This is a genomic window from Paenibacillus taihuensis, assembly GCF_003386535.1.
GTDB classification, from domain to species: Bacteria; Bacillota; Bacilli; order Paenibacillales; family Paenibacillaceae; genus Paenibacillus_Z; species Paenibacillus_Z taihuensis.
On the sequence record NZ_QTTN01000072.1, the window covers coordinates 1 to 17983 of the forward strand.

Annotated in this window: 16 protein-coding genes and 1 pseudogene; 3 read left to right on the plus strand and 14 right to left on the minus strand. The window is 49.8% G+C overall.

Annotated elements, in window-relative coordinates; all coding sequences use genetic code 11:
* The 3 genes and pseudogenes from A8990_RS30690 to A8990_RS30700 form a co-directional block, all read right to left on the minus strand.
* Positions 1–190 (minus strand): annotated as a pseudogene (locus A8990_RS30690) (IS4 family transposase); the annotation flags it as partial.
* A 195-nt stretch (positions 191–385) separates the two neighbouring features.
* Positions 386–1225 (minus strand): MBL fold metallo-hydrolase, encoded by an 840-nt coding sequence (locus A8990_RS30695; protein ID WP_116192823.1) that lies wholly within the window; start codon positions 1223–1225, stop codon positions 386–388.
* A 25-nt stretch (positions 1226–1250) separates the two neighbouring features.
* Positions 1251–2030 carry an SDR family NAD(P)-dependent oxidoreductase gene (locus tag A8990_RS30700; RefSeq protein ID WP_116192824.1) on the minus strand — a complete coding sequence of 260 codons (780 nt, stop codon included), beginning with the start codon at positions 2028–2030 and terminating at the stop codon, positions 1251–1253.
* Positions 2031–2265: 235 nt separating this feature from the next.
* On the opposite strand from A8990_RS30700, the gene A8990_RS30705 reads away from it, so the two are divergent.
* Positions 2266–3078, plus strand: coding sequence for a phytanoyl-CoA dioxygenase family protein (locus A8990_RS30705; RefSeq protein WP_116192825.1), 813 nt, complete (start codon positions 2266–2268; stop codon positions 3076–3078).
* 72 nt (positions 3079–3150) lie between these two features.
* Here the strand turns inward: A8990_RS30705 and A8990_RS30710 are convergent, their stop codons facing one another.
* From A8990_RS30710 to A8990_RS30745, 8 genes are all read right to left on the minus strand, one after another.
* Positions 3151–4902, minus strand: coding sequence for a methyl-accepting chemotaxis protein (locus tag A8990_RS30710; protein WP_116192826.1), 1752 nt, complete (start codon positions 4900–4902; stop codon positions 3151–3153).
* Between the two features lie 1169 nt (positions 4903–6071).
* Positions 6072–6419 carry a cytochrome o ubiquinol oxidase subunit IV gene (gene cyoD, locus A8990_RS30715; protein ID WP_116192827.1) on the minus strand — a complete coding sequence of 116 codons (348 nt, stop codon included), beginning with the start codon at positions 6417–6419 and terminating at the stop codon, positions 6072–6074.
* Between the two features lies 1 nt (position 6420).
* Positions 6421–7035, minus strand: a complete 615-nt coding sequence (gene cyoC, locus A8990_RS30720; RefSeq protein WP_116192828.1) for a cytochrome o ubiquinol oxidase subunit III — start codon at positions 7033–7035, stop codon at positions 6421–6423.
* A complete protein-coding gene (locus tag A8990_RS30725) occupies positions 7035–9005 on the minus strand; it encodes a cbb3-type cytochrome c oxidase subunit I (protein WP_116192837.1) in 1971 nt (656 codons plus the stop codon). Before A8990_RS30725 ends, cyoC begins: the two co-directional genes overlap by 1 nt.
* Before the next feature lie 23 nt (positions 9006–9028).
* Positions 9029–10072, minus strand: coding sequence for a cytochrome c oxidase subunit II transmembrane domain-containing protein (locus tag A8990_RS30730; RefSeq protein ID WP_116192829.1), 1044 nt, complete (start codon positions 10070–10072; stop codon positions 9029–9031).
* Between the two features lie 142 nt (positions 10073–10214).
* The gene (locus A8990_RS30735; RefSeq protein ID WP_116192830.1) at positions 10215–11756 is read right to left on the minus strand and encodes an HD-GYP domain-containing protein; all 1542 of its coding nucleotides are present in this window, start codon (positions 11754–11756) and stop codon (positions 10215–10217) included.
* Positions 11757–11901: 145 nt separating this feature from the next.
* Positions 11902–12150 (minus strand): hypothetical protein, encoded by a 249-nt coding sequence (locus A8990_RS30740; RefSeq protein WP_116192831.1) that lies wholly within the window; start codon positions 12148–12150, stop codon positions 11902–11904.
* 67 nt (positions 12151–12217) lie between these two features.
* Positions 12218–12697: a glycoside hydrolase family protein gene (locus tag A8990_RS30745; protein WP_116192832.1), complete on the minus strand. Its 480-nt coding sequence runs from the start codon at positions 12695–12697 to the stop codon at positions 12218–12220.
* Between the two features lie 308 nt (positions 12698–13005).
* Here A8990_RS30745 and A8990_RS30750 point away from each other — a divergent pair, with 308 nt between their 5' ends.
* Together A8990_RS30750 and A8990_RS30755 are read left to right on the plus strand one after the other, a co-directional pair.
* The gene (locus A8990_RS30750) at positions 13006–13467 is read left to right on the plus strand and encodes a MarR family winged helix-turn-helix transcriptional regulator (RefSeq protein ID WP_116192833.1); all 462 of its coding nucleotides are present in this window, start codon (positions 13006–13008) and stop codon (positions 13465–13467) included.
* A 266-nt stretch (positions 13468–13733) separates the two neighbouring features.
* Complete coding sequence (locus tag A8990_RS30755) at positions 13734–15011, plus strand: MFS transporter (protein WP_116192834.1); 1278 nt, start codon at positions 13734–13736, stop codon at positions 15009–15011.
* A gap of 453 nt (positions 15012–15464) precedes the next feature.
* Here A8990_RS30755 and A8990_RS30760 read toward each other — a convergent pair whose 3' ends face one another.
* The 3 genes from A8990_RS30760 to A8990_RS31915 all read right to left on the minus strand — a co-directional run bounded on the left by A8990_RS30760 (position 15465) and on the right by A8990_RS31915 (position 17981).
* Positions 15465–16304, minus strand: a complete 840-nt coding sequence (locus A8990_RS30760; RefSeq protein ID WP_116192835.1) for a hypothetical protein — start codon at positions 16302–16304, stop codon at positions 15465–15467.
* A gap of 269 nt (positions 16305–16573) precedes the next feature.
* Positions 16574–17509, minus strand: a complete 936-nt coding sequence (lgt, locus tag A8990_RS30765) for a prolipoprotein diacylglyceryl transferase (RefSeq protein ID WP_116192836.1) — start codon at positions 17507–17509, stop codon at positions 16574–16576.
* Positions 17510–17711: 202 nt separating this feature from the next.
* Positions 17712–17981, minus strand: coding sequence for a group II intron maturase-specific domain-containing protein (locus A8990_RS31915; RefSeq protein ID WP_425463948.1), 270 nt, complete (start codon positions 17979–17981; stop codon positions 17712–17714).
* Between the last annotated feature and the right edge of the window lie 2 nt (positions 17982–17983).

Below are 17983 nucleotides of genomic sequence, written 5' to 3' on the forward strand. Positions count from 1 at the left end.
CCTCCAAGAGCTCCTTGTATAGGCTGTTTCCGCCCATTGAGATCAGGAGCTGCATAACCGTTTCAAAGGGTAACTTTTTCTTTCGCGTAAAGTCTTTTTCGGGGTTTTTGACATACAGTGCTGGTGCGGCTGACATTTCTTGAATAAGGGATGTCAGCTTTTGTTTTAGTGAATTCGCGTACGTATTCATGGGCGAAACCTCCTCGTTTTTTCAAGGGGCTTCGCCACACATTTTCAACTGCTTGTCAAGTTCTTTTACTCTTTTTCACGCAAAAAAGGAGCAGGCTATCTTTCGATAACCTGCTCCTTTGCATAGATATTTGGTTCAACACCTTAACTTAATGACATTGCCCGAAATGGAAGCCCCTTCTGCAGATGATAACCCTTACTTGAAAGCTCGAGCGGAAACATACACATATCTCTCGAATCGTGCCATCACATGACTCTTCTGCGTCGGATAATTCGTATAGAGATAATCAACGAAATAGCCCGGATGCTCCGTATTTCCTTCGAACATGTCATAGTGCATCGGAATGACGGTATCGATACATGCAGAGACCGCAAGCTCGGCTGCTTCCCGGAAGCTCATGTTTCCGACAATCCCTCGCGCCAAGCGGAAAGGGTCGCGTCCGTTAATCGGCAGAAGCGCGCAGTCGACCTTCTCTGCTTGCACGGTATCGAGCAGACCGGAATATATCGTCGTGTCGCCGGCATGATAGAGCGTAACACCATTCAACTGAATCATGTAACCCACGAATCGGTGGTCTAGCTCGGGATCATACTCGAGCTCCTCATGCGCCGCGGGAATCGGCTTGTAGCGAAGCTTGTTTAATTGCTGCCAATCGCCGGTCTTTGCAGGAACGCGCCGATCCGATTGCACGCCTAATTCTGCGAGGGCGTTCTGACAGCAGCCTGGCGCAACAAACACCGTTTCATTATTGTTTCCTGCCATAGCGGGTATCGTATCCGGATCTAGGTGATCGATATGCTCATGCGTAATAAGCACGCAATCGGCATTTACAGCCTCCTCTGGCCGGAATGGCGGCGCAAACCGCCTGTATGGAGCGTCTGCCAAATAAGGATCGATATAGACAATCGTATCGTCCCCTTTCACGACGACGCTCATCTGCCCGAGAAACCATATGGCGAGCGTGCCGTACGGTACGCGTGTTTCATTGATCTCCCGTATGAGCGCATCACTTGTCCGAACTTCAGGTATAAACATATCCGTCTCCCCTTTTTGTATCTAGCTAGATGCCTAGCCCTCCGGCAATGGAAAGCTCGGTTCCCGTTACTTGACTGGACTCGTCTGATAACAGGTAAATGACTCCGTATGCCATGTCTTCCGCCGTCTGCATGCGACCGCTGGGAACGCGAACTGCCGCCCATTCTTGCAGCTGATCCAACGAATATCCCATATTCGCATGAAGCTCGATTTCTCCTTCGGAGGCCACCCAGCCAACGGTTATCCAGTTCGAACGGATGCCGTCTCTCGCATAGTGAACCCCGATATTGCGGTTCAATGTCCGCAGCGCGCCTTTTGAAGCTGCGTATGCAACAAGCTCGCTGGAACCCTTGTAACCGTTCGTTGAACCGATCTGAACGATCGAGCCGCCGCCGGTCTTCAGCATCTCCGTCACTGCATATTTGGAGCAGAAGAATGCTCCTTTCACATTAACATTGAATATGGAGTCAAACAATTCCTCCGTCGTTTCCAGCAGCGTTCCTCGTGGAAAGATGCCCGCGTTATTCACAAGACCATCGATTCGGCCGAAATGCGCAACCGACTCCTCTATTAACTCGCGGCATGCCGCCTCGCTGCCGATATCCTTCCGAATGAACAGCGCTTCCGCTGCGTGCTTCTCCGCAATCTGCGCAACGACATCGCTCCCGTCCTGCTCATTCCTGCCGCTGACGATTACTTTCGCACCTTCCGCCGCGCACATAAGGGCAATGCCTTTGCCGATTCCTCTGGTCCCGCCGGTAACTACAATTACTTTGCCATCTAGACGACCTTTTCCTTTATACATCCTGCCTCATCCTTCCGTCACTGTATTACCAGCGGACACGCCGGAGAACGCAACTAAGGCAGCTTGTACTGCCAAGCTCCCTCTACTAATATTTCACTTTGAGCGTGCAAAGTCTGTCGAGAACTGCCTGTGCGCCATTAATATATTTAGATACCATGGCAGCATACACTCAAAGTAAGAGTCACCGGCACACGTTGGCCGCTTCTTATACTTCATTTGGAAGGAGAGATGAATTTTGAGACTCACTCAGCAGCAGGTGAATTTCTTCCATGTGTTCGGTTTTCTTAAGCTTCCGGGTTTAATTAAAGACGACATTGAGAAGATCACACAAGCATTTGAGAAAGTGCTTCAAGCGTATGAGGGCATATTAGGCATTCATGATGGCAGCCGGAGAACGATGGTTCCATGCGTCGATTCCAGCTACTACTTGTCCAGTTTGCTCGATGACCCTAGAATCCATGAGGTTGCCAGTTCTCTGCTTGGCGAGGATTTCAACTATTGGGGCAGCGACGGGAATTATTACTCGGGAGACACAGGTTGGCATCCAGACGGCGGAGAGCCGAAATACTTACACATCAAGCTTGCCTTTTACCTCGATGAATTGGACGGCTCTAATGGCGCGCTCCGCGTCATCCCCGGCAGTCACCGTGAAACCGATCGTTATGCGCTGGATATCATGCATCATGTACCGCATAGCCAGCAGCACTTCGGCCTGCACGGCTCCGAACTTCCTGCCCAGGTGCTCGATGTCACTCCCGGTGATTTGCTCATTTTTAACCATCGCACCTTCCATTCTGCTTGGGGTGGTGGAAACAAACGCAGAATGTTCACGATGAACATGTGTGAGCGTTATAAAGACGAGGACATCGGCTTCTTGCGAAAAATGATTCTTCCCCACGTCGGCGCTCATATAGACCGCTATTTTGGCGATGCGATGCTTGAATCGGCGGGCCAGGCGCGGATGAAGCACCTGGAGCAAATGATCTCGCTATGGGACTGGGACATCGTGACGAGAGGGAAGCCGGAGTTCTCGTACTTGAAAGTGTAGCTGCTGAATAAGGCAAGGAAGAGAAAGAGCGCAGGCATATCGCCTGCGCTCTTTCTCTCATTTTATCTAAATCTACAACTTAAACTTCGCGACCGCCTGCTGCAGCTCGCCGGACAGCCCGCTCAGCCGGGTTGCTGTCTCCGTAACCTCGGACATCGTAGCCAGCTGGCTTTCGGAAGCAGCCGAGATATTCTTGGTCATCTCCGACGTCATGCGGGACTGCGAGGCCATCTCAGCGATGGAAGCAGATACTTCTTCGGAGCCTGCCGACATTTGCTGGGAAACAGCGGAGACATCCACCATCTGCACGGCTACCGCTTGAACGGTTACGGCCAGCTGCTGGAACGTCAGATCCGCCTTCTGAACAACCGTCTCGATCGCTTCAAATTCCACCATGCCCCGATCCATCGCGACGAATACCGCTTGCGTCTCCTGCTGTACGCGTTCGATCAGATCGGCGATCTGCTCCGACGATTGCTTGGACTGCTCGGCCAGCGTGCGAATTTCGCGGGATACGACCGCGAAGCCGCGGCCATGCTCTCCTGCGCGGGATGCTTCGATGGAAGCGTTCAAGGCAAGCAGATTCGTGCGGGTCGTCACTTCCGAGATCATCTTCGTGATATTGCCGATCTCCTCGGACAGCTTCATCAGGCTGTTCATCGACTGTACGCCTAGACGCAATTCGCCGAGCGCTCCGGCGATTTGCGAGAGATTTTGCTGCATTTGCTCATTGCCCTCGGACGTCCACTGCTTCGCGTCCTCGGACTCTCTGGACGTTTCAGTCGCCGATTCCGCGATGCGCTGGATGCCCGTCGTAATTTCATCCATCGCGCGGCTGTTCTCTTGTGCCCCGACGAGCTGTTCCTCGGAACGGCAGGTGAGCTGCTCCATCGAGACAGCGATAGCTTGCGTTGCTTGTACCGTTTCAGCTGCACCTTTTAACAGCTTCTCTGAAGCCCCGGATACTTGCTGGGACGATTCTGCAATGTGCTCAATAAGGGAGCGAAGATTGCGGATCATCGCGTTGAAATGCTCGCTGAGCAATCCAATCTCATTGCGACTCTTGATTTTCGTTTGACCGGACAAATCACCTTCTGCTGCATGTTCAGCGAGCTTATTAAGGCTCTTGATTCCACGAAGACTATAACGAACGCTGATCGAGAGCAGGATGATGAAGATCAGTAAAGCTACTGCTCCGGTGATGATGCTCTCCATCAGCCGTTTATTCAATATCGTCTGTATGAGCTTGTAGTTGAAGTCCAGTCCCGCGAAGGCGATGAGCTTGCCATTCTTGTCTTTAACCGCGCTGATCGCGCTGATCCAAGTTCCGTAATCGTCTGTGTAAGGCTTCGTCACACTATAACCTGACACCTCAGCATCTTTCAGCGCCCGATACAACGCTGGCTGCGGGACATATACCGTCGAAGGGATTTCGCCACCTTCATACAACTCGGAATTGGACAAGAAATTCAACAGCGCCGGCTGGCCGTCCTGGGTCTTCCACTCGGGATAGAACATATAGGCGTTCTCGACGAGATCGGAGGAAGCAGCCCGATCCATCTGCGCCTGCAGCACCATTACTTTAGACTCACTCTTATAAGCTTCCGGATTCTTGAGCGACTCCGCCTTCGAGAACTCGATCTCATCGGTTTGGAGCATGAGCGGGGAATGGAACATGCCCTCTACAGCATTCAATTCATCATACACTTGATTGGTTTGCTGCTTGTACGAGACGTACGTCAATACGGAACATAATACCAAACAACAAATACCGGCTAACAGGGAAATTCGAAATGCGAGTGAACGAAAGTAAGAGACCTTCATGCTGCGATGCCCTCCTAAGGCGATAGTCCTAATGTTAGATGGATTTGAGAAACATTTCCTTCCACTATATCACGGGACGCAGGACATGAATACTATCATTCACGAAACATAAAGAAGCTCAGCCGTACCCGGCTGAGCTTGGGCTTTTTCACTATTTGCTGTGCAGTCTGATAACTCTCTTAACCAGTTATTATTATTTCACTATTAGAATGATAGTATTTATGCAACTCCTCATATGTAAGATCCTTTGCTGGCCTTAATTCGCTATTAATGACAAACATCTTGATACCTTTAATATTGTTAAAGTTACTATTCATTAATTTATTTTTGTACGATTTTAACATCGACTCGTAGGATGATTTACTGCGTCCATCGTTCGCCACAATTAAAAGGACATCTATTGGAGGATGCTTAAACCTAGTGTTGATGCTAGGGTCATTTGCAGACTTCTATTCTGGGGCAAATGAGAATCAACTATAAACTTTTTTTCTCCTCCATTAATACTGTACTTCACTTGATCAATTACGAACTCTTGATTAAAGGCGTCCGACAAGTATGCTGCAGCTCGTTCTCTCACAATATTTTCGCTCACTGGCCATTTATTCGAAAACTTCATTGATGAAAATAATGCTATAAAGGTAGCTATTCCTTGATAGGTCCTAAAGTCTTTCCGCCTTTTTACCCACGATTCGATGAGGCTAGTATAATATGCACGTTTCAAGAATTAAATCATATTTCTGTTTCTTCAAGTTTTCTTAGGATAATAGACAACCAATTCGTTTGAGAATCGAACCACTATTTCAAAATCAACTCATACATAAAGAAGCTCAGCCATATTCGGCTGAGCTTCTTAATATCGAGATACTTTCTCATATAAAACTAAGCAGATCGCACTGCATGGCTATATTGGATTAATCCACTCCAATATCCATATATCAGCTTAATTATCTAGCTATATTGGATTTATGCACTCATTTTAGCTAAAAAGGCTTATTTCGTCTGATTTTATCTGAAATGAGTGGATTTTTCGATTTTTCCAACATAGCATGCAATATTCGCTCAAATCACCCTCCTATAATGGATTTATCCAACGTAGCCCTCCTCGACCGGGCAGAGAGGCCGCAATGCCCGAGAAACTCAGCCGTACCCGGCTGAGCTTCTCCTAACAGCTAGTACATCTTGTTATGATCCATAATCCAGATGGAACCGTAGACGACCACGACCACGACGATTAAGCCGAGAATAAGCGTAACGAGGTTGTAACGCGGCCCCTGTTCTTCCCGCAAGTGCATGAAGAACAGCAGCTGCACCCCAAACTGCAAAGCCGCAGTGGCCAGCAGCAAGATGATCGTCGCTGTCCTCCCCATCCAATCATCCACGACCGCAAGGATTGGAATAACGGTCAGGATGATCGATAGCAGGAAGCCTATCACATACTCGGTCAGCGAGCCGTGATGTCCGGCATGATCTCCGTGCCCCCCATGGCCTCCGTGTCCGATTGCATTATTTTGCGCCAAGTCACATCACCCCCATCAAGTAAACGACCGTGAACACGAAGATCCAGACCGCGTCAAGAAAGTGCCAGTAAATGCTCGTGATATGTACTTTTCGCTGCGTGACCTCTGTAATGCCATAACGCGACAGCTGGATGATAAGCGCTGTGATCCAGCATATGCCCAGCGAGACGTGCAGCCCGTGCGTACCGACAAGCGTGAAGAAGCCGGAAAGAAACGCGCTGGAGTGAATCGTATGCCCTTCGTGGATGAGCTTCAAGAACTCCGTCACTTCCATGCCGACGAAGCTGGCGCCAAGCAGGATCGTCACAATAAGCCAGCCGACCAGCCCTTTCTGGCTTCCCGCATTCATCGCGAGCACAGCCAAGCCGCTCGTGAAACTGCTCGTCAGCAGAATGAACGTTTCCACGATAACGCCCGGCAATTCGAATATTTCTTTCGCATCCGGTCCGCCTGCCGTATTCTCGTGAATCACGAGATACGTGGCAAACAGCGTGGAGAACAAGATCAAGTCGGTGATGAGAAAGATCCAGAAGCCGAATTTGCGAAGCTCCTCCAGATCATGATGGCCATCATGGCCGCCTTCATGGGCAAATGCGTGATTATGTGCGTGCGCCATCAGACACTCCTCCCCGCATTGGCTTCCGTCTGCCGTATTTCATCGACCGGAATATAGTAATCGGTATCGTAGTTGAACGAATGTGCCAGCAGCGTCAAGGCGATTCCGATAAATCCGGGAATCGCGATCCAGAGCCAGTGAAACACAAGGCCAAAGCCGACGATGAACCAGCAGACCGATTGGATAAAAGGAATCGGCGAGTTCTTCGGCATATGAATCGGCTCGAGTCTCGGCTTGTCCTTCGGCATTTTCCCGGCAGCAATACGTTCCTTCTCCTCCCACCAATCGTCGCGATCGGTGACGAGCGGCGTGGTCGCGAAGTTATAGAGCGGCGCAGGCGATGGAATCGACCATTCCAGCGTGCGGGCTCCCCACGGATCTCCTGTCGTATCCTTCTCCATAAATTTGATGCTGTGCGCGATTTGCCATACCTGGAACAGAAAGCCGATCCCCATCAGGAAACCGCCGATGGTCGAAGTGAAGTTCATCGCCCACCAGCCCGTGTCCCAGCTATAAGAGCTGAGCCGGCGGGTCATACCGTCGAGACCAACGATATACTGCGGGAAGAAGCATACATAGAAGCCGATGTTCCAAATCCAGAACGCCCATTTGCCGATCGTCTCATTCAGCTTGAAGCCGAACATCTTCGGCCACCAGTAATACAAGCCCGCGAAGTAACCGAAGGCTACCCCGCCGATGAGCACTTGGTGGAAGTGAGCGATGAGGAAGTAGCTGTTATGGAACTGGAAATCAGCAGGCGCGACCGAGAGCATGACGCCCGTCATGCCGCCGACGATGAAGCACGGAATGAACGCGATCGTCCATAGCATCGGCGTTGTGAACGAGATTCGGCCGCGGAACATCGTGAACAGCCAGTTGAAAATCTTCACGCCTGTCGGAATCGCAATAATCATCGTTGATATCGCGAAGAAGAGATTGACATTAGCTCCCGAGCCCATCGTGAAGAAGTGATGCAGCCAGGTGAAATACGCCATAATGCTAATGCTAAGCATCGCAAACACCATTGAACCGTAGCCGAACAAACGTTTTTTCGAGAAGGCCGCCACAACTTCAGAGAAAATACCGAAGGCGGGCAGTACGACAATATAAACTTCCGGATGGCCCCACATCCAGATCAGGTTGACGAACATCATGGAGTTGCCGCCGCCGTCCATCGTAAAAAAGTGCGCCCCTAGATAACGGTCCAGGAAAAGCAGCGCCAGCGTTACCGTCAGCACCGGAAATGCAACGATAATCGCAATGCAGCTGGACAGCACCGACCACGTAAATATCGGCACTCTCGACCAGGTCATCCCCGGTGCGCGCATTTTGACAATCGTGACAATGAAGTTAATGCCCGTCATCAGGGATCCGATACCGGAAATTTGAATTCCCCATATGTAGAAGTCTTCTCCTACTCCCGGACTGCCCGTCATCTCGGAGAGCGGCGGGTAAGAGAGCCAGCCGGCATTCGGCGAGCCGCCGATAACGAACGACATATTGAACAGCATCGCGCCCATGAAGAAGAGCCAGAAGCTGAGCGAGTTCAAGAACGGGAACGCGACGTCGCGCGCGCCTAGCTGAAGCGGTACCGCGATGTTGAATAAGCCGAACATGAGCGGCATCGCCATGAATAGAATCATGATGACGCCGTGTGTGGTGAACACCTCGTTATAGTGCTCCGGCGCTAGAAATTCCATATTGGGAAAAGCAAGCTGCGTCCGCATCATGAGCGCATCGACACCGCCGCGGAACAGCATCAGCAATGCAGCGATGATATACATAATCCCGACACGTTTATGGTCTACGGTCGTGAGCCATTCCCGGTACAACCAGCCCCATTTGCCGAAAAACGTAAGCACGAATATAATCGCCACTGAAGTCAGCGTGATAGCGACATCCGCTCCATAGATCAATGGATCGCCAGTGACAAAGAACCACGAAACGAAACTTCCAATATCCTCCATCATATAAAACACGTAAGGCCCTCCTCTCATTTGCCGTGATTCATGTGCGTATGGTGGTCAAGCATTTGAATGGCGTGCCCTGGCCCGGTGCTGCTCATATCGGGGGAATCCTTCTGAGCACCATTCCCCGGCGGCAGTTGTCCGCCTTCGGTATGCTCGGCTTTCTTCTCTCCACTGAGCGTTTGAGCTTTCCGCGTATATCCAGGAGGAGCTCCACGGCTCATGGAATATTCATGGACGATCCGATGGAACAATCCGTCCGGTATCGATGCGAACGTCATCTGCTCGGAAGTTCCGGGCATTGCCAAAGTTTGATACCCTTCCTCGGATAACGCATTCCCGCTGGCCTTCGCATCATTCACCCATTTATCGAAATCAGCCTGTGCAATGGCTTTCGTCGTAAATCCCATTTTCGCAAAATCACGGCCTGTGAAGTTAGCTCCAGTACCCATATAGTTACCAAGTTCATCCGCTTGAAGGAACATCGTTGTCGCCATGCCGGACATCGTGTAGATCATTCCTCCGAGCTGAGGCACCCAGAACGAATTCATCGGGCCGTCTGAGGTCAGCTCGAATTTAATCGGCGTCTTCGCCGGAATAACCAAGTAGTTGACGGTCGCGATGCCTTGATCCGGATACTGGAACAGCCATTTCCAGTCGAGCGACGTCGCTTGAATGGTGACGGCTTTCTTGTCCGATGCAATTGGTTTCGCCGGGTCCAGCGCGTACGTGTAATGGGCAGTCACCAGTGCCAGGATCAAGATGACGATGATCGGTATGCTCCACCAAATGACTTCCAGCTTCGTACTGTGTGACCAAACGGGCTGATATGGCGCGTCATTGCCCTTCCTATCTCGGAAACGCCACACGATCCACGCAAAAATCAGCATGACCGGAACCAATATAATGAGACAAAGCAGCATTGTAATATTGATCAGGTCGCGCTGCTGGCTGCCGATGGGTCCCTTCGGATCGAACACAATCATCGACTTGCAGCCTGATACGAGCGCAATGGTGCCTATCATGACGACGCTTGTGGTCAGCAGCCGCAGCATCTTAGAAATACGCATAAGCGTTCCTCATCTCCTAACCTCACCTGGGATTTACTTAATTTTTCCCGTAAACCTAATCAATATTACGGCTGGCTAAAAAAGAAGGACTGTCTCCCTTATGAAGGAAACAGTCCTTAATCGAAATTATAGATGTCGTTCGTTACGCCTGCTGAATACGGAACGGGATGGTTTTCTCGAGTTGAGATGGTTGTTCATGCTGCTTTCGCATCTCCTGTATAAAAAGCGAAGCGAGCTTCGGATCCCATTGGAGGCCCATTCCTTCTTCCAAAATGGCGAGAGCCTTCAATGCCGGCATTCCGTTTCGGTACGGTCGGTCCGAAGTCATGGCGTCGAAAGCATCGGCGATCGCGATAATTCTTCCTTGCAGCGGAATATTCTCCCCGGTAAGTCCAACCGGATATCCCCCGCCGTTGTAATGCTCGTGATGGGAACGAACGCCGGGCAGAATGTCGGCAAGCGCCTCTGCCGGTTTAATTTGCTTCAAGATGGTTTCTCCGAGCACCGGATGCAGCTTGATAATGGCGTATTCTTCATCGCTCAGGCGTCCTTCCTTTAACAGGACCGAATCCCTTACGCCGATTTTGCCGATGTCGTGCAATAATGCCGAGCGCTTCAAGGTGTCCATATCAACCGGCGATAACCCCGCAAGACGCGCGATGGTGACCGAATATTCAGCTACCCGGAGCGAATGACCAGCGGTATACGGATCGCGTGCATCGAGCGCGGCAGCCAGCGTGCTGAAATAGCTTTGCAGCAATTGACTGTTCATCCGTTCCCTTGTCTTCAAGCCTTCTACCATATGATTGAACCCCGAGACAAGGCTCGAAAATTCGTCGGCATATATATCTGGCGCCTGCGTATCGAAGTTACCGTTCTTCACGTCATTCTGAGATTTGAACAAGCTGCGAATCGGATGAACGATATCTTGGGACAGCAGCCAAGCGCCCACAGACGAGAACAAGATGCCGATCAGCAAAATTAATGCTGCCCCTTGCCAATACTGCTGGGAAGCAACAGAAGTAATCTCGCCGAGCCGAATTTGGGTTGCGAGACTTAGCAGGAAAAGCGGAAACGTGCCTATCAGGAAAGCGCTCCATTGGAATTTGCGCTGGATCGAGATCAGCACCTCTCCTTCCAGTGTAAGGTCGGAATGATACTGAGAGACGAAGCTTTGCCGAAGATGAATCAGGAGCGGCCTGATCGTGCGGTTAGTGAGAAAAAACTCTACCATTGCGTGCATGCTTGCAACAAGAGAGGCTCCGAGCAAAGCAAGGCCGATATAATAATACGGCAGCGAGAGGATACCAAGATGGATAAAGATCGCCAAATTCAAAGCTGCCGGAACATAGCCGCCAATGAGATGAGGTCCCATAATCCGCCTTACAGCAAGCGCAGGGAATCGATGTGCTCTTAAGTATGCCTGCTGAATCAGCTCACGGGATGGATTCGGACTCTGAAAGCAGGATTGGATCGGATGAATATGACGGCGAAAAGCAACCAGCTCTGAAATGAACATGACAAGTAGGGAACATACCAGCACAAACAACAGAGCTCCTACTTCCCTCTTCGATAACTCCAGTGTCATAAAGATGATCACACTGCCTACTCCGAGAACGGCGATGGCAGATCCGATAAAGTAATTACGAATGAGCTGCCTTATAAACAGCTGGTACACGGCCATAATCATTCTCCTCTCGCGACCGTCAATTGGACGACTAGTACTCTTGGACTATTTTAACTGATAAGGGGCGAAATTACATGGTTTAAATGAAAAGGACCGTTTCCCATGAGAAGGAAACAGTCCTTGGTCGAGGTAATAAATATTCTTACTCGGATTCCATCTTCCGTTTGTGCACGAGATTGATCGCTGTGCCAATCGTATAGATGAACACGCTGCCCACCAGAAAGCCAACGCCGCTCATTAAGGAACGGTTATGATCATTAAAATCATTGATATGCGAAAGACACAGGATTACACCAACAATAGCCGCTACCCATGCGGCAATCTTCATCGTGAGGAACAGGGAATTCCCTTCACGCTCTGTCTTTTGCCCAGCTGCAGATTTCGTCGCCATGCTGCTTCACTTCCTCATTGTATATACGGTTACGTTCTCCTGCCTATTATTCACATATTTTAACAAGCTATTCGTCTATAGGTGAGCTTGTTCTGAGCGCAATGCAGCGGAATTCGCCATCGCCCTCCGCGATCTTCGCCCCATCCCCATGCTTGGCGGGTCTGCAGGCACAATAGAAATGATACAATCGGTTGTATTTGCTAAGCCGACTGTCGAGACGAATATGAGGATCGCTTAAATAGTGGCTATAGAAGCTATCCAGTTGAACGCGCATGACCGGTTCGAAACCGCCGGGGCCGGCATATCTCTCCCAATGCATCAGATCGACCGATACCGCAAGTCCCGTTTCCTCCGTCCAAGGCCATTCCGCTTTGTCTTTGGCATTATAGAACATCCAATACCGGCCTTCGGCTTCAATGAAGCAGCATTTATACAACCCGGCTTGCTCCCATTCGCCGCCATTCTCATACGAACCTTGAAGCACCGGCACTTCCCGTTTAAACGGAGTACGTAAGTGGTCGTAGACGGCATGGATTGAACTTGCCATACGCTCTACGAATCCCCTCTCCCTTCTAATTCTTTCACTCTGCCAACTCCGAATTGCCAGCAGCGATAACAGTACGTATATCTTCCACAAAATTTGCTAATGTCCTGTTTTTGGAGACGACAAAAAAGCTTGATTGTGCAATCAAGCTTCGGTGCCTTCGGTTATGGATGCAGCCGCTGTACCTGGAGCGGTATCAATCAATTTCATGATGTGGGCTTTTTTAGGCCTTGGCAACAGTTTGACATCTGCGTACCTTTGAGATATACCTAAGTTGTATGTACACCGAAATCAAAGAAGGAGGATTCAACATGAACAATCCGCTCAACGACGACATGCCCGCCTCCCAGAACGACGAGGCGTTCCTCCGTGATTGCCTGTTTTTTAACGCGAACCGGCTAAGCCGCGCCGTTACGAAGATGGCCGAGGAACAATTCGCACAGACCGGCTTGTCGCCGATGTATGGCTATTTGATTCGTATCGTGAACGGCTCGCCGGGCATTACGCAGAAGCTTCTCGCCGAGAAGCTGTACATTACGCCTTCGACACTTACGCGTTTCATCGATAAATTGGAAACGAAAAATCTTGTAGAGCGCAAAGTGCAAGGGAAAACAGTGCTCGTCTACCCGACGGAAAAAGGAAACGCCTTGGTACCTCGAATCCGCGATGCCTCCAAAGCATTCAAGGCAGAATACGAGAACCTGCTCGGCAAGGCGGCAGCCGATCTGCTGTCTGCAGAGCTGGTGAAAACGAGCGCTTTGATGGAAGAGTAGCAAGCAAGAGGTAAACTCCGGTTCTCTTCGCAATGACCGCCGCAGGCAATCTCCCTGGCGCCTGTGTCCGGTCTCTAGGATAAAATGGACACTCCAATTTCTTCGGTCGAAGATGGATGAAGTTTTCGATAAGCCATTGACAAGTACATGTGCAACCTACTATATTCGTTGTACATACAAAATAAAAATGCGATCGGTCGTCAATTGATGTTTATTAAAATCTAATTGCACGACTTCCGTTATTTTATCGAAAGAGGTGTCATCTTATGCAATCATCCGCTTCATCTTCATCGCCGACCAAATTCTTTTACGGTTGGGTCGTCGTGCTCGTGACGTTCGTCGCGCTGCTCATCTCCGCAGGTATCCGGTCAATGCCAAGCATCTTGATGGTGCCGTTTGAAACGGAATTCGGCTGGGAACGCAGCGGAATTTCCGGCGTTATCTCAGTCGGTATCTTTCTATACGGCCTCGTTGGGCCATTCTCGGCGGCACTGCTCGCGAAGTTCGGCGTGCGCAGGATGATGGTCGCCGCGCTGGCGGTGTTGGCCGGAAGCCTTGCGCTCACTCCGCTGATGACCCATCTGTGGCAATATCAGCTCCTTTGGGGAGTTGTGTCCGGGTTTGCGACAGGCATGATTGCGAACGTGCTCGGCGTCACCGTCGCAAGCCGCTGGTTCGTGCAGCGCCGGGGCTTGGTTGTCGGCATCCTGACCGCAAGCGCGGCGACCGGGCAATTGCTCTTCCTGCCGCTGCTGGCGCATATTACCGTTAACCAGGGCTGGCGCTATGCCATCTATACGGCTGTCGGCGTCGTGCTGGTTCTGTTGATTGTGGTTGCGATCTTCATGCGCAACCACCCGTATGATGTTGGCTCGGCGGCTTACGGCACGGAAGAGGTCGTGAAACCGGAGCCGTTTCGGGGCAGCATATTCTTAACGCCGCTGTTAACGCTTCGCGATGCGTTGAGAAGCAAGACCTTCTGGCTGCTTGCTGGTACGTTCTTCTTCTGCGGTTTCTCGACGAACGGCCTGATCGGCACGCATCTGATTGCCGCCTGCGGCGACCATGGCATCGAAGAAGTGACGGCAGCCGGGCTGCTTGCCTTTATGGGCATCTTCGATTTGGTCGGCACGACGATGTCGGGCTGGTTAACGGACCGTTTCGACTCCCGCAAGCTGCTGTTCTGGTACTACGGCCTGCGCGGCTTGTCACTCATCTTCCTGCCTTATGCGCTCGATGCGACGCCGGCTATGCTCGTTGTTTTCTCGATTTTCTATGGTCTGGATTGGATCGCAACCGTGCCTCCTACTGTCAAGCTCGCCGCGCAAACATTCGGAAAAGAACGGGCAGGCATGGTGTTCGGCTGGGTCGTTGTGTTCCATCAAATCGGCGCTTCGACAGCAGCCTACGGCGCGGGGCTAGTCCGGCAAATATCCGGCACCTATACGACTGCTTTCGTGACAGCCGGGTTTATTTGCCTGATCGCTTCGCTGATGGCGCTGCGGATTTCGAAGAATGCTTCTGCGCTTCAAGCTAAAGCTTAAAAGCCGCAGCAAGACGGATTACAATAAGAAAACCGGCGAGAGGATTCTCGGCCGGTTTTCTGTGTTTAGCAGTTCGGAGAGACAAGCAGGCTGCCCTCCGGTAATTACAATTACCGCAGACCTATTTGCATCATTAGATTTGTAATACATATCTCCTTTTCCGAGTAAAGCTTCTGCGTCTGGTTCGTCAGAAAAGGTGATAGCGTCTGAAACGCTGGCAACCGCAAATGTAGCTTTGGTGGTTAGGTTCCGTTTTATGACTGGACTTATGACCGACATTGACGGCGTTTGCGTTGAAATAATCAGATGAACTACTTGCTTCGTATCTATAATGATTAATTTCAAGTCGCCCTGGTGTACAGCAAATAGTAAGCTATTTATTATGGATTTAAGGAAGACGGATTTCCCACAATAGTCGCAGCTTTTTTGCTGACTTAATTTGAATTTGAAAGCTTACTGTTCCACCCTGAATTGCTCTAACTTGCGGCTGCTGACTGCAACCAGCCACAGCACGAACAAACAGCATGGCATGTATATGAGCCAATATTGCCATAACGGAATCAAGACTCTTAATATCCCAAGCTGCATGAGGATAAGATGGGCAGCGAGAATGATGAGCAGCGAGCTCAACCTGCGCCAACGGCGAAGCGTTACCGTGACGGTGACGGAGAGCACGGCCGCCTTAAAGAACGCATAAATCGCCGAGAAGAAGATGTCGTCATGATAAGGGTCTTGGAAATACCCGATATGAAAGATACGAACGCCGGTTACCGCCAACGTGTACACAAGCGTCGCCACGACGCTCCATGCAAACATCAGCAGCGTGACGAATTTGAATAGACGGCTGCGTCCAGCCAACCAGATCTTCCATTGCCGAGTGAGCATGAAGAATAGCATTAACGAGAGGATCGTATACCAGGTTCTCCACCAATTATGCTGATAGATCCCCCAATGGAGAAATAACCATTCTACTCCGCCGTATGCAAGCGAAAGGCAGACAATCCACCTCCAACTGAGCCGATAAACAGCAACGAAAAGACTCACTACCGGCACCGATAGCAGATTGGAGAACACAGCCCCCAATGCGTTGTCGTAATAGGGGATGCTTAGAAGATGAGGGGAATAGCGATAACTGTCCTTCCAGATGAAAATGAAAAATTCGAACACGTAAATCATGCCGGAATAGGAAAGGAGAAGAATGACTGGCCATGCGGCGCGTTTATGAAACAGCAGAACCGAATAGGCGATCGCGCAAACCGCGATAAGTATAAGAAATGGAATTGAATTCGGCATTGAATAATATCCCTATCCCTTTCGATCCTTCGACTACGTTGTTTCTATTGTCGCCATCCCCGATCGAAAACAGACATTCGCTCAGGTACTCTTCCTTCGCCTTTTCCCTGTTCTTCTCTCACGTTCTGTTTCCACACATCGGTCGGTCTTCGTGATGAGGAAAATTATAGTTTGTAAGTCACTAATAAAATGAGAAAAGCTGCAATTGGAACAAGACGATTCCATCTTACAAATAAAAACTCCTGCCATAAATATGACAGGAGTAACTATTAGCTTTCTTGTGCCTTCTGCCCTTGAATTACAGGAGCAGCCGAGATTTTTGTCTCGACAGGAGAACTATACGGTATGGAGCCTTTTTGTTTTCTCCGAACAATGATGAACGTAACGGCCGCTAAAATAATCATTATCGCAAGCAACTGAGAAATCCGAATATTCTTGCCTGCCTCCATCGCTCCCCACCCGAATGAACTCATCGGGCTCCATAACACCTTCAGGAACGATGCCAGCCATCGAGGACCTTCAAACACTAGGCTGTCTGTGCGCACGCCTTCTACATAAAACCGTCCTAGCGAATACCAGACGAAGTAACTCATAAAAAGCTCGCCTGCCCGAAGAAACGATCTTCGGCGAAGCCATAGCAGCACTAAAAGGCCAGTGAAGCTCCATAAGGATTCATATAAGAATGTCGGGTGGTAATACTGACCGTCAATGAACATTTGATTCACGATAAATTTCGGAAGATGTAACGTATCTCGCAAAAAGCTCTCCGAAACTGGACCGCCATGCGCTTCTTGATTCATAAAGTTACCCCAGCGCCCGATCATCTGTCCAGTTATTAAACCTGGTGCACAGAAATCAGCAATTCTCCAAAAGTCGTACCCTTTCCTCCGTGTATAAATAACAGCAGCTATAATAGCACCAATTAAAGCACCATAGATGGCTATACCACCATGCCAAATTGCAATTATTTCACTGGGGTGATTTTTATAATTGCTCCATTCAAACGCTACGTAGTATGCTCTTGCGCCGATTAATGCAGAAGGTACCCCAATTAATAGTAAGTCCATAAAAAAATCAGCTGAAATACCGAACCGTTTTCCTTCCCTTATTGCGAGCATCAGTCCAAGTAAAGCACCAAAACCAATAATAATCCCATACCAATGTACCTGGATAGGACCCAATGAAATTGCAATTGGATTCAACATAATTACGCTTCACATCCTTAAACCATTTTTTGCGGCCTTTTAAATCATAACAAACTACCGGCCTTGTTGGGAAACCCTTTATTCTCCAGCATGCTTTCTATGAGATAATGAGTCCAAAATCGGGTAGGAGGCTACCCATTAGTTGAGTAGCCGACCTCCCACACCACCGTACGTACCGTTCGGTATACGGCGGTTCCTAAGTTTACGTTGTAACTTGTCGGTAGTAATCTGAAAAGAATAAGAATCCGAGTTCTTTGAGGGTATTGTTGTCGAGGGATTTGGAGAGGATCGGGCTATGGGAGGTTCTCCAGTAGCCCTTTCTTGTGTTGGCGTATTCCCATGCTTGTTTGGCGCGGATCCCAAATGCTTTTAGGTTCGTAAACCTTGTCTTCACTCGTTTCCATTGTTTCCAGTACACCATGCGGATTCGCCTTCTCATCCATTCGTCTGCGGTCTGCATCAGTTTCTTCATAT

What these genes read in the sequence shown, in the direction of transcription:
- A8990_RS30695 (WP_116192823.1), bottom strand. Translation starts at nt 1,225, where the DNA reads ATGTTTATACCTGAAGTTCGGACAAGTGATGCGCTCATACGGGAGATC.
- A8990_RS30700 (WP_116192824.1), bottom strand. Translation starts at nt 2,030, where the DNA reads ATGTATAAAGGAAAAGGTCGTCTAGATGGCAAAGTAATTGTAGTTACC.
- A8990_RS30710 (WP_116192826.1), bottom strand. Translation starts at nt 4,902, where the DNA reads ATGAAGGTCTCTTACTTTCGTTCACTCGCATTTCGAATTTCCCTGTTA.
- cyoC (WP_116192828.1), bottom strand. Translation starts at nt 7,035, where the DNA reads ATGGCGCACGCACATAATCACGCATTTGCCCATGAAGGCGGCCATGAT.
- A8990_RS30725 (WP_116192837.1), bottom strand. Translation starts at nt 9,005, where the DNA reads ATGATGGAGGATATTGGAAGTTTCGTTTCGTGGTTCTTTGTCACTGGC.
- A8990_RS30730 (WP_116192829.1), bottom strand. Translation starts at nt 10,072, where the DNA reads ATGCGTATTTCTAAGATGCTGCGGCTGCTGACCACAAGCGTCGTCATG.
- A8990_RS30735 (WP_116192830.1), bottom strand. Translation starts at nt 11,756, where the DNA reads ATGGCCGTGTACCAGCTGTTTATAAGGCAGCTCATTCGTAATTACTTT.
- A8990_RS30740 (WP_116192831.1), bottom strand. Translation starts at nt 12,150, where the DNA reads ATGGCGACGAAATCTGCAGCTGGGCAAAAGACAGAGCGTGAAGGGAAT.
- A8990_RS30745 (WP_116192832.1), bottom strand. Translation starts at nt 12,697, where the DNA reads ATGGCAAGTTCAATCCATGCCGTCTACGACCACTTACGTACTCCGTTT.
- A8990_RS30750 (WP_116192833.1), top strand. Translation starts at nt 13,006, where the DNA reads ATGAACAATCCGCTCAACGACGACATGCCCGCCTCCCAGAACGACGAG.
- A8990_RS30755 (WP_116192834.1), top strand. Translation starts at nt 13,734, where the DNA reads ATGCAATCATCCGCTTCATCTTCATCGCCGACCAAATTCTTTTACGGT.
- A8990_RS30760 (WP_116192835.1), bottom strand. Translation starts at nt 16,304, where the DNA reads ATGCCGAATTCAATTCCATTTCTTATACTTATCGCGGTTTGCGCGATC.
- lgt (WP_116192836.1), bottom strand. Translation starts at nt 17,509, where the DNA reads ATGTTGAATCCAATTGCAATTTCATTGGGTCCTATCCAGGTACATTGG.
- A8990_RS31915 (WP_425463948.1), bottom strand. Translation starts at nt 17,981, where the DNA reads ATGAAGAAACTGATGCAGACCGCAGACGAATGGATGAGAAGGCGAATC.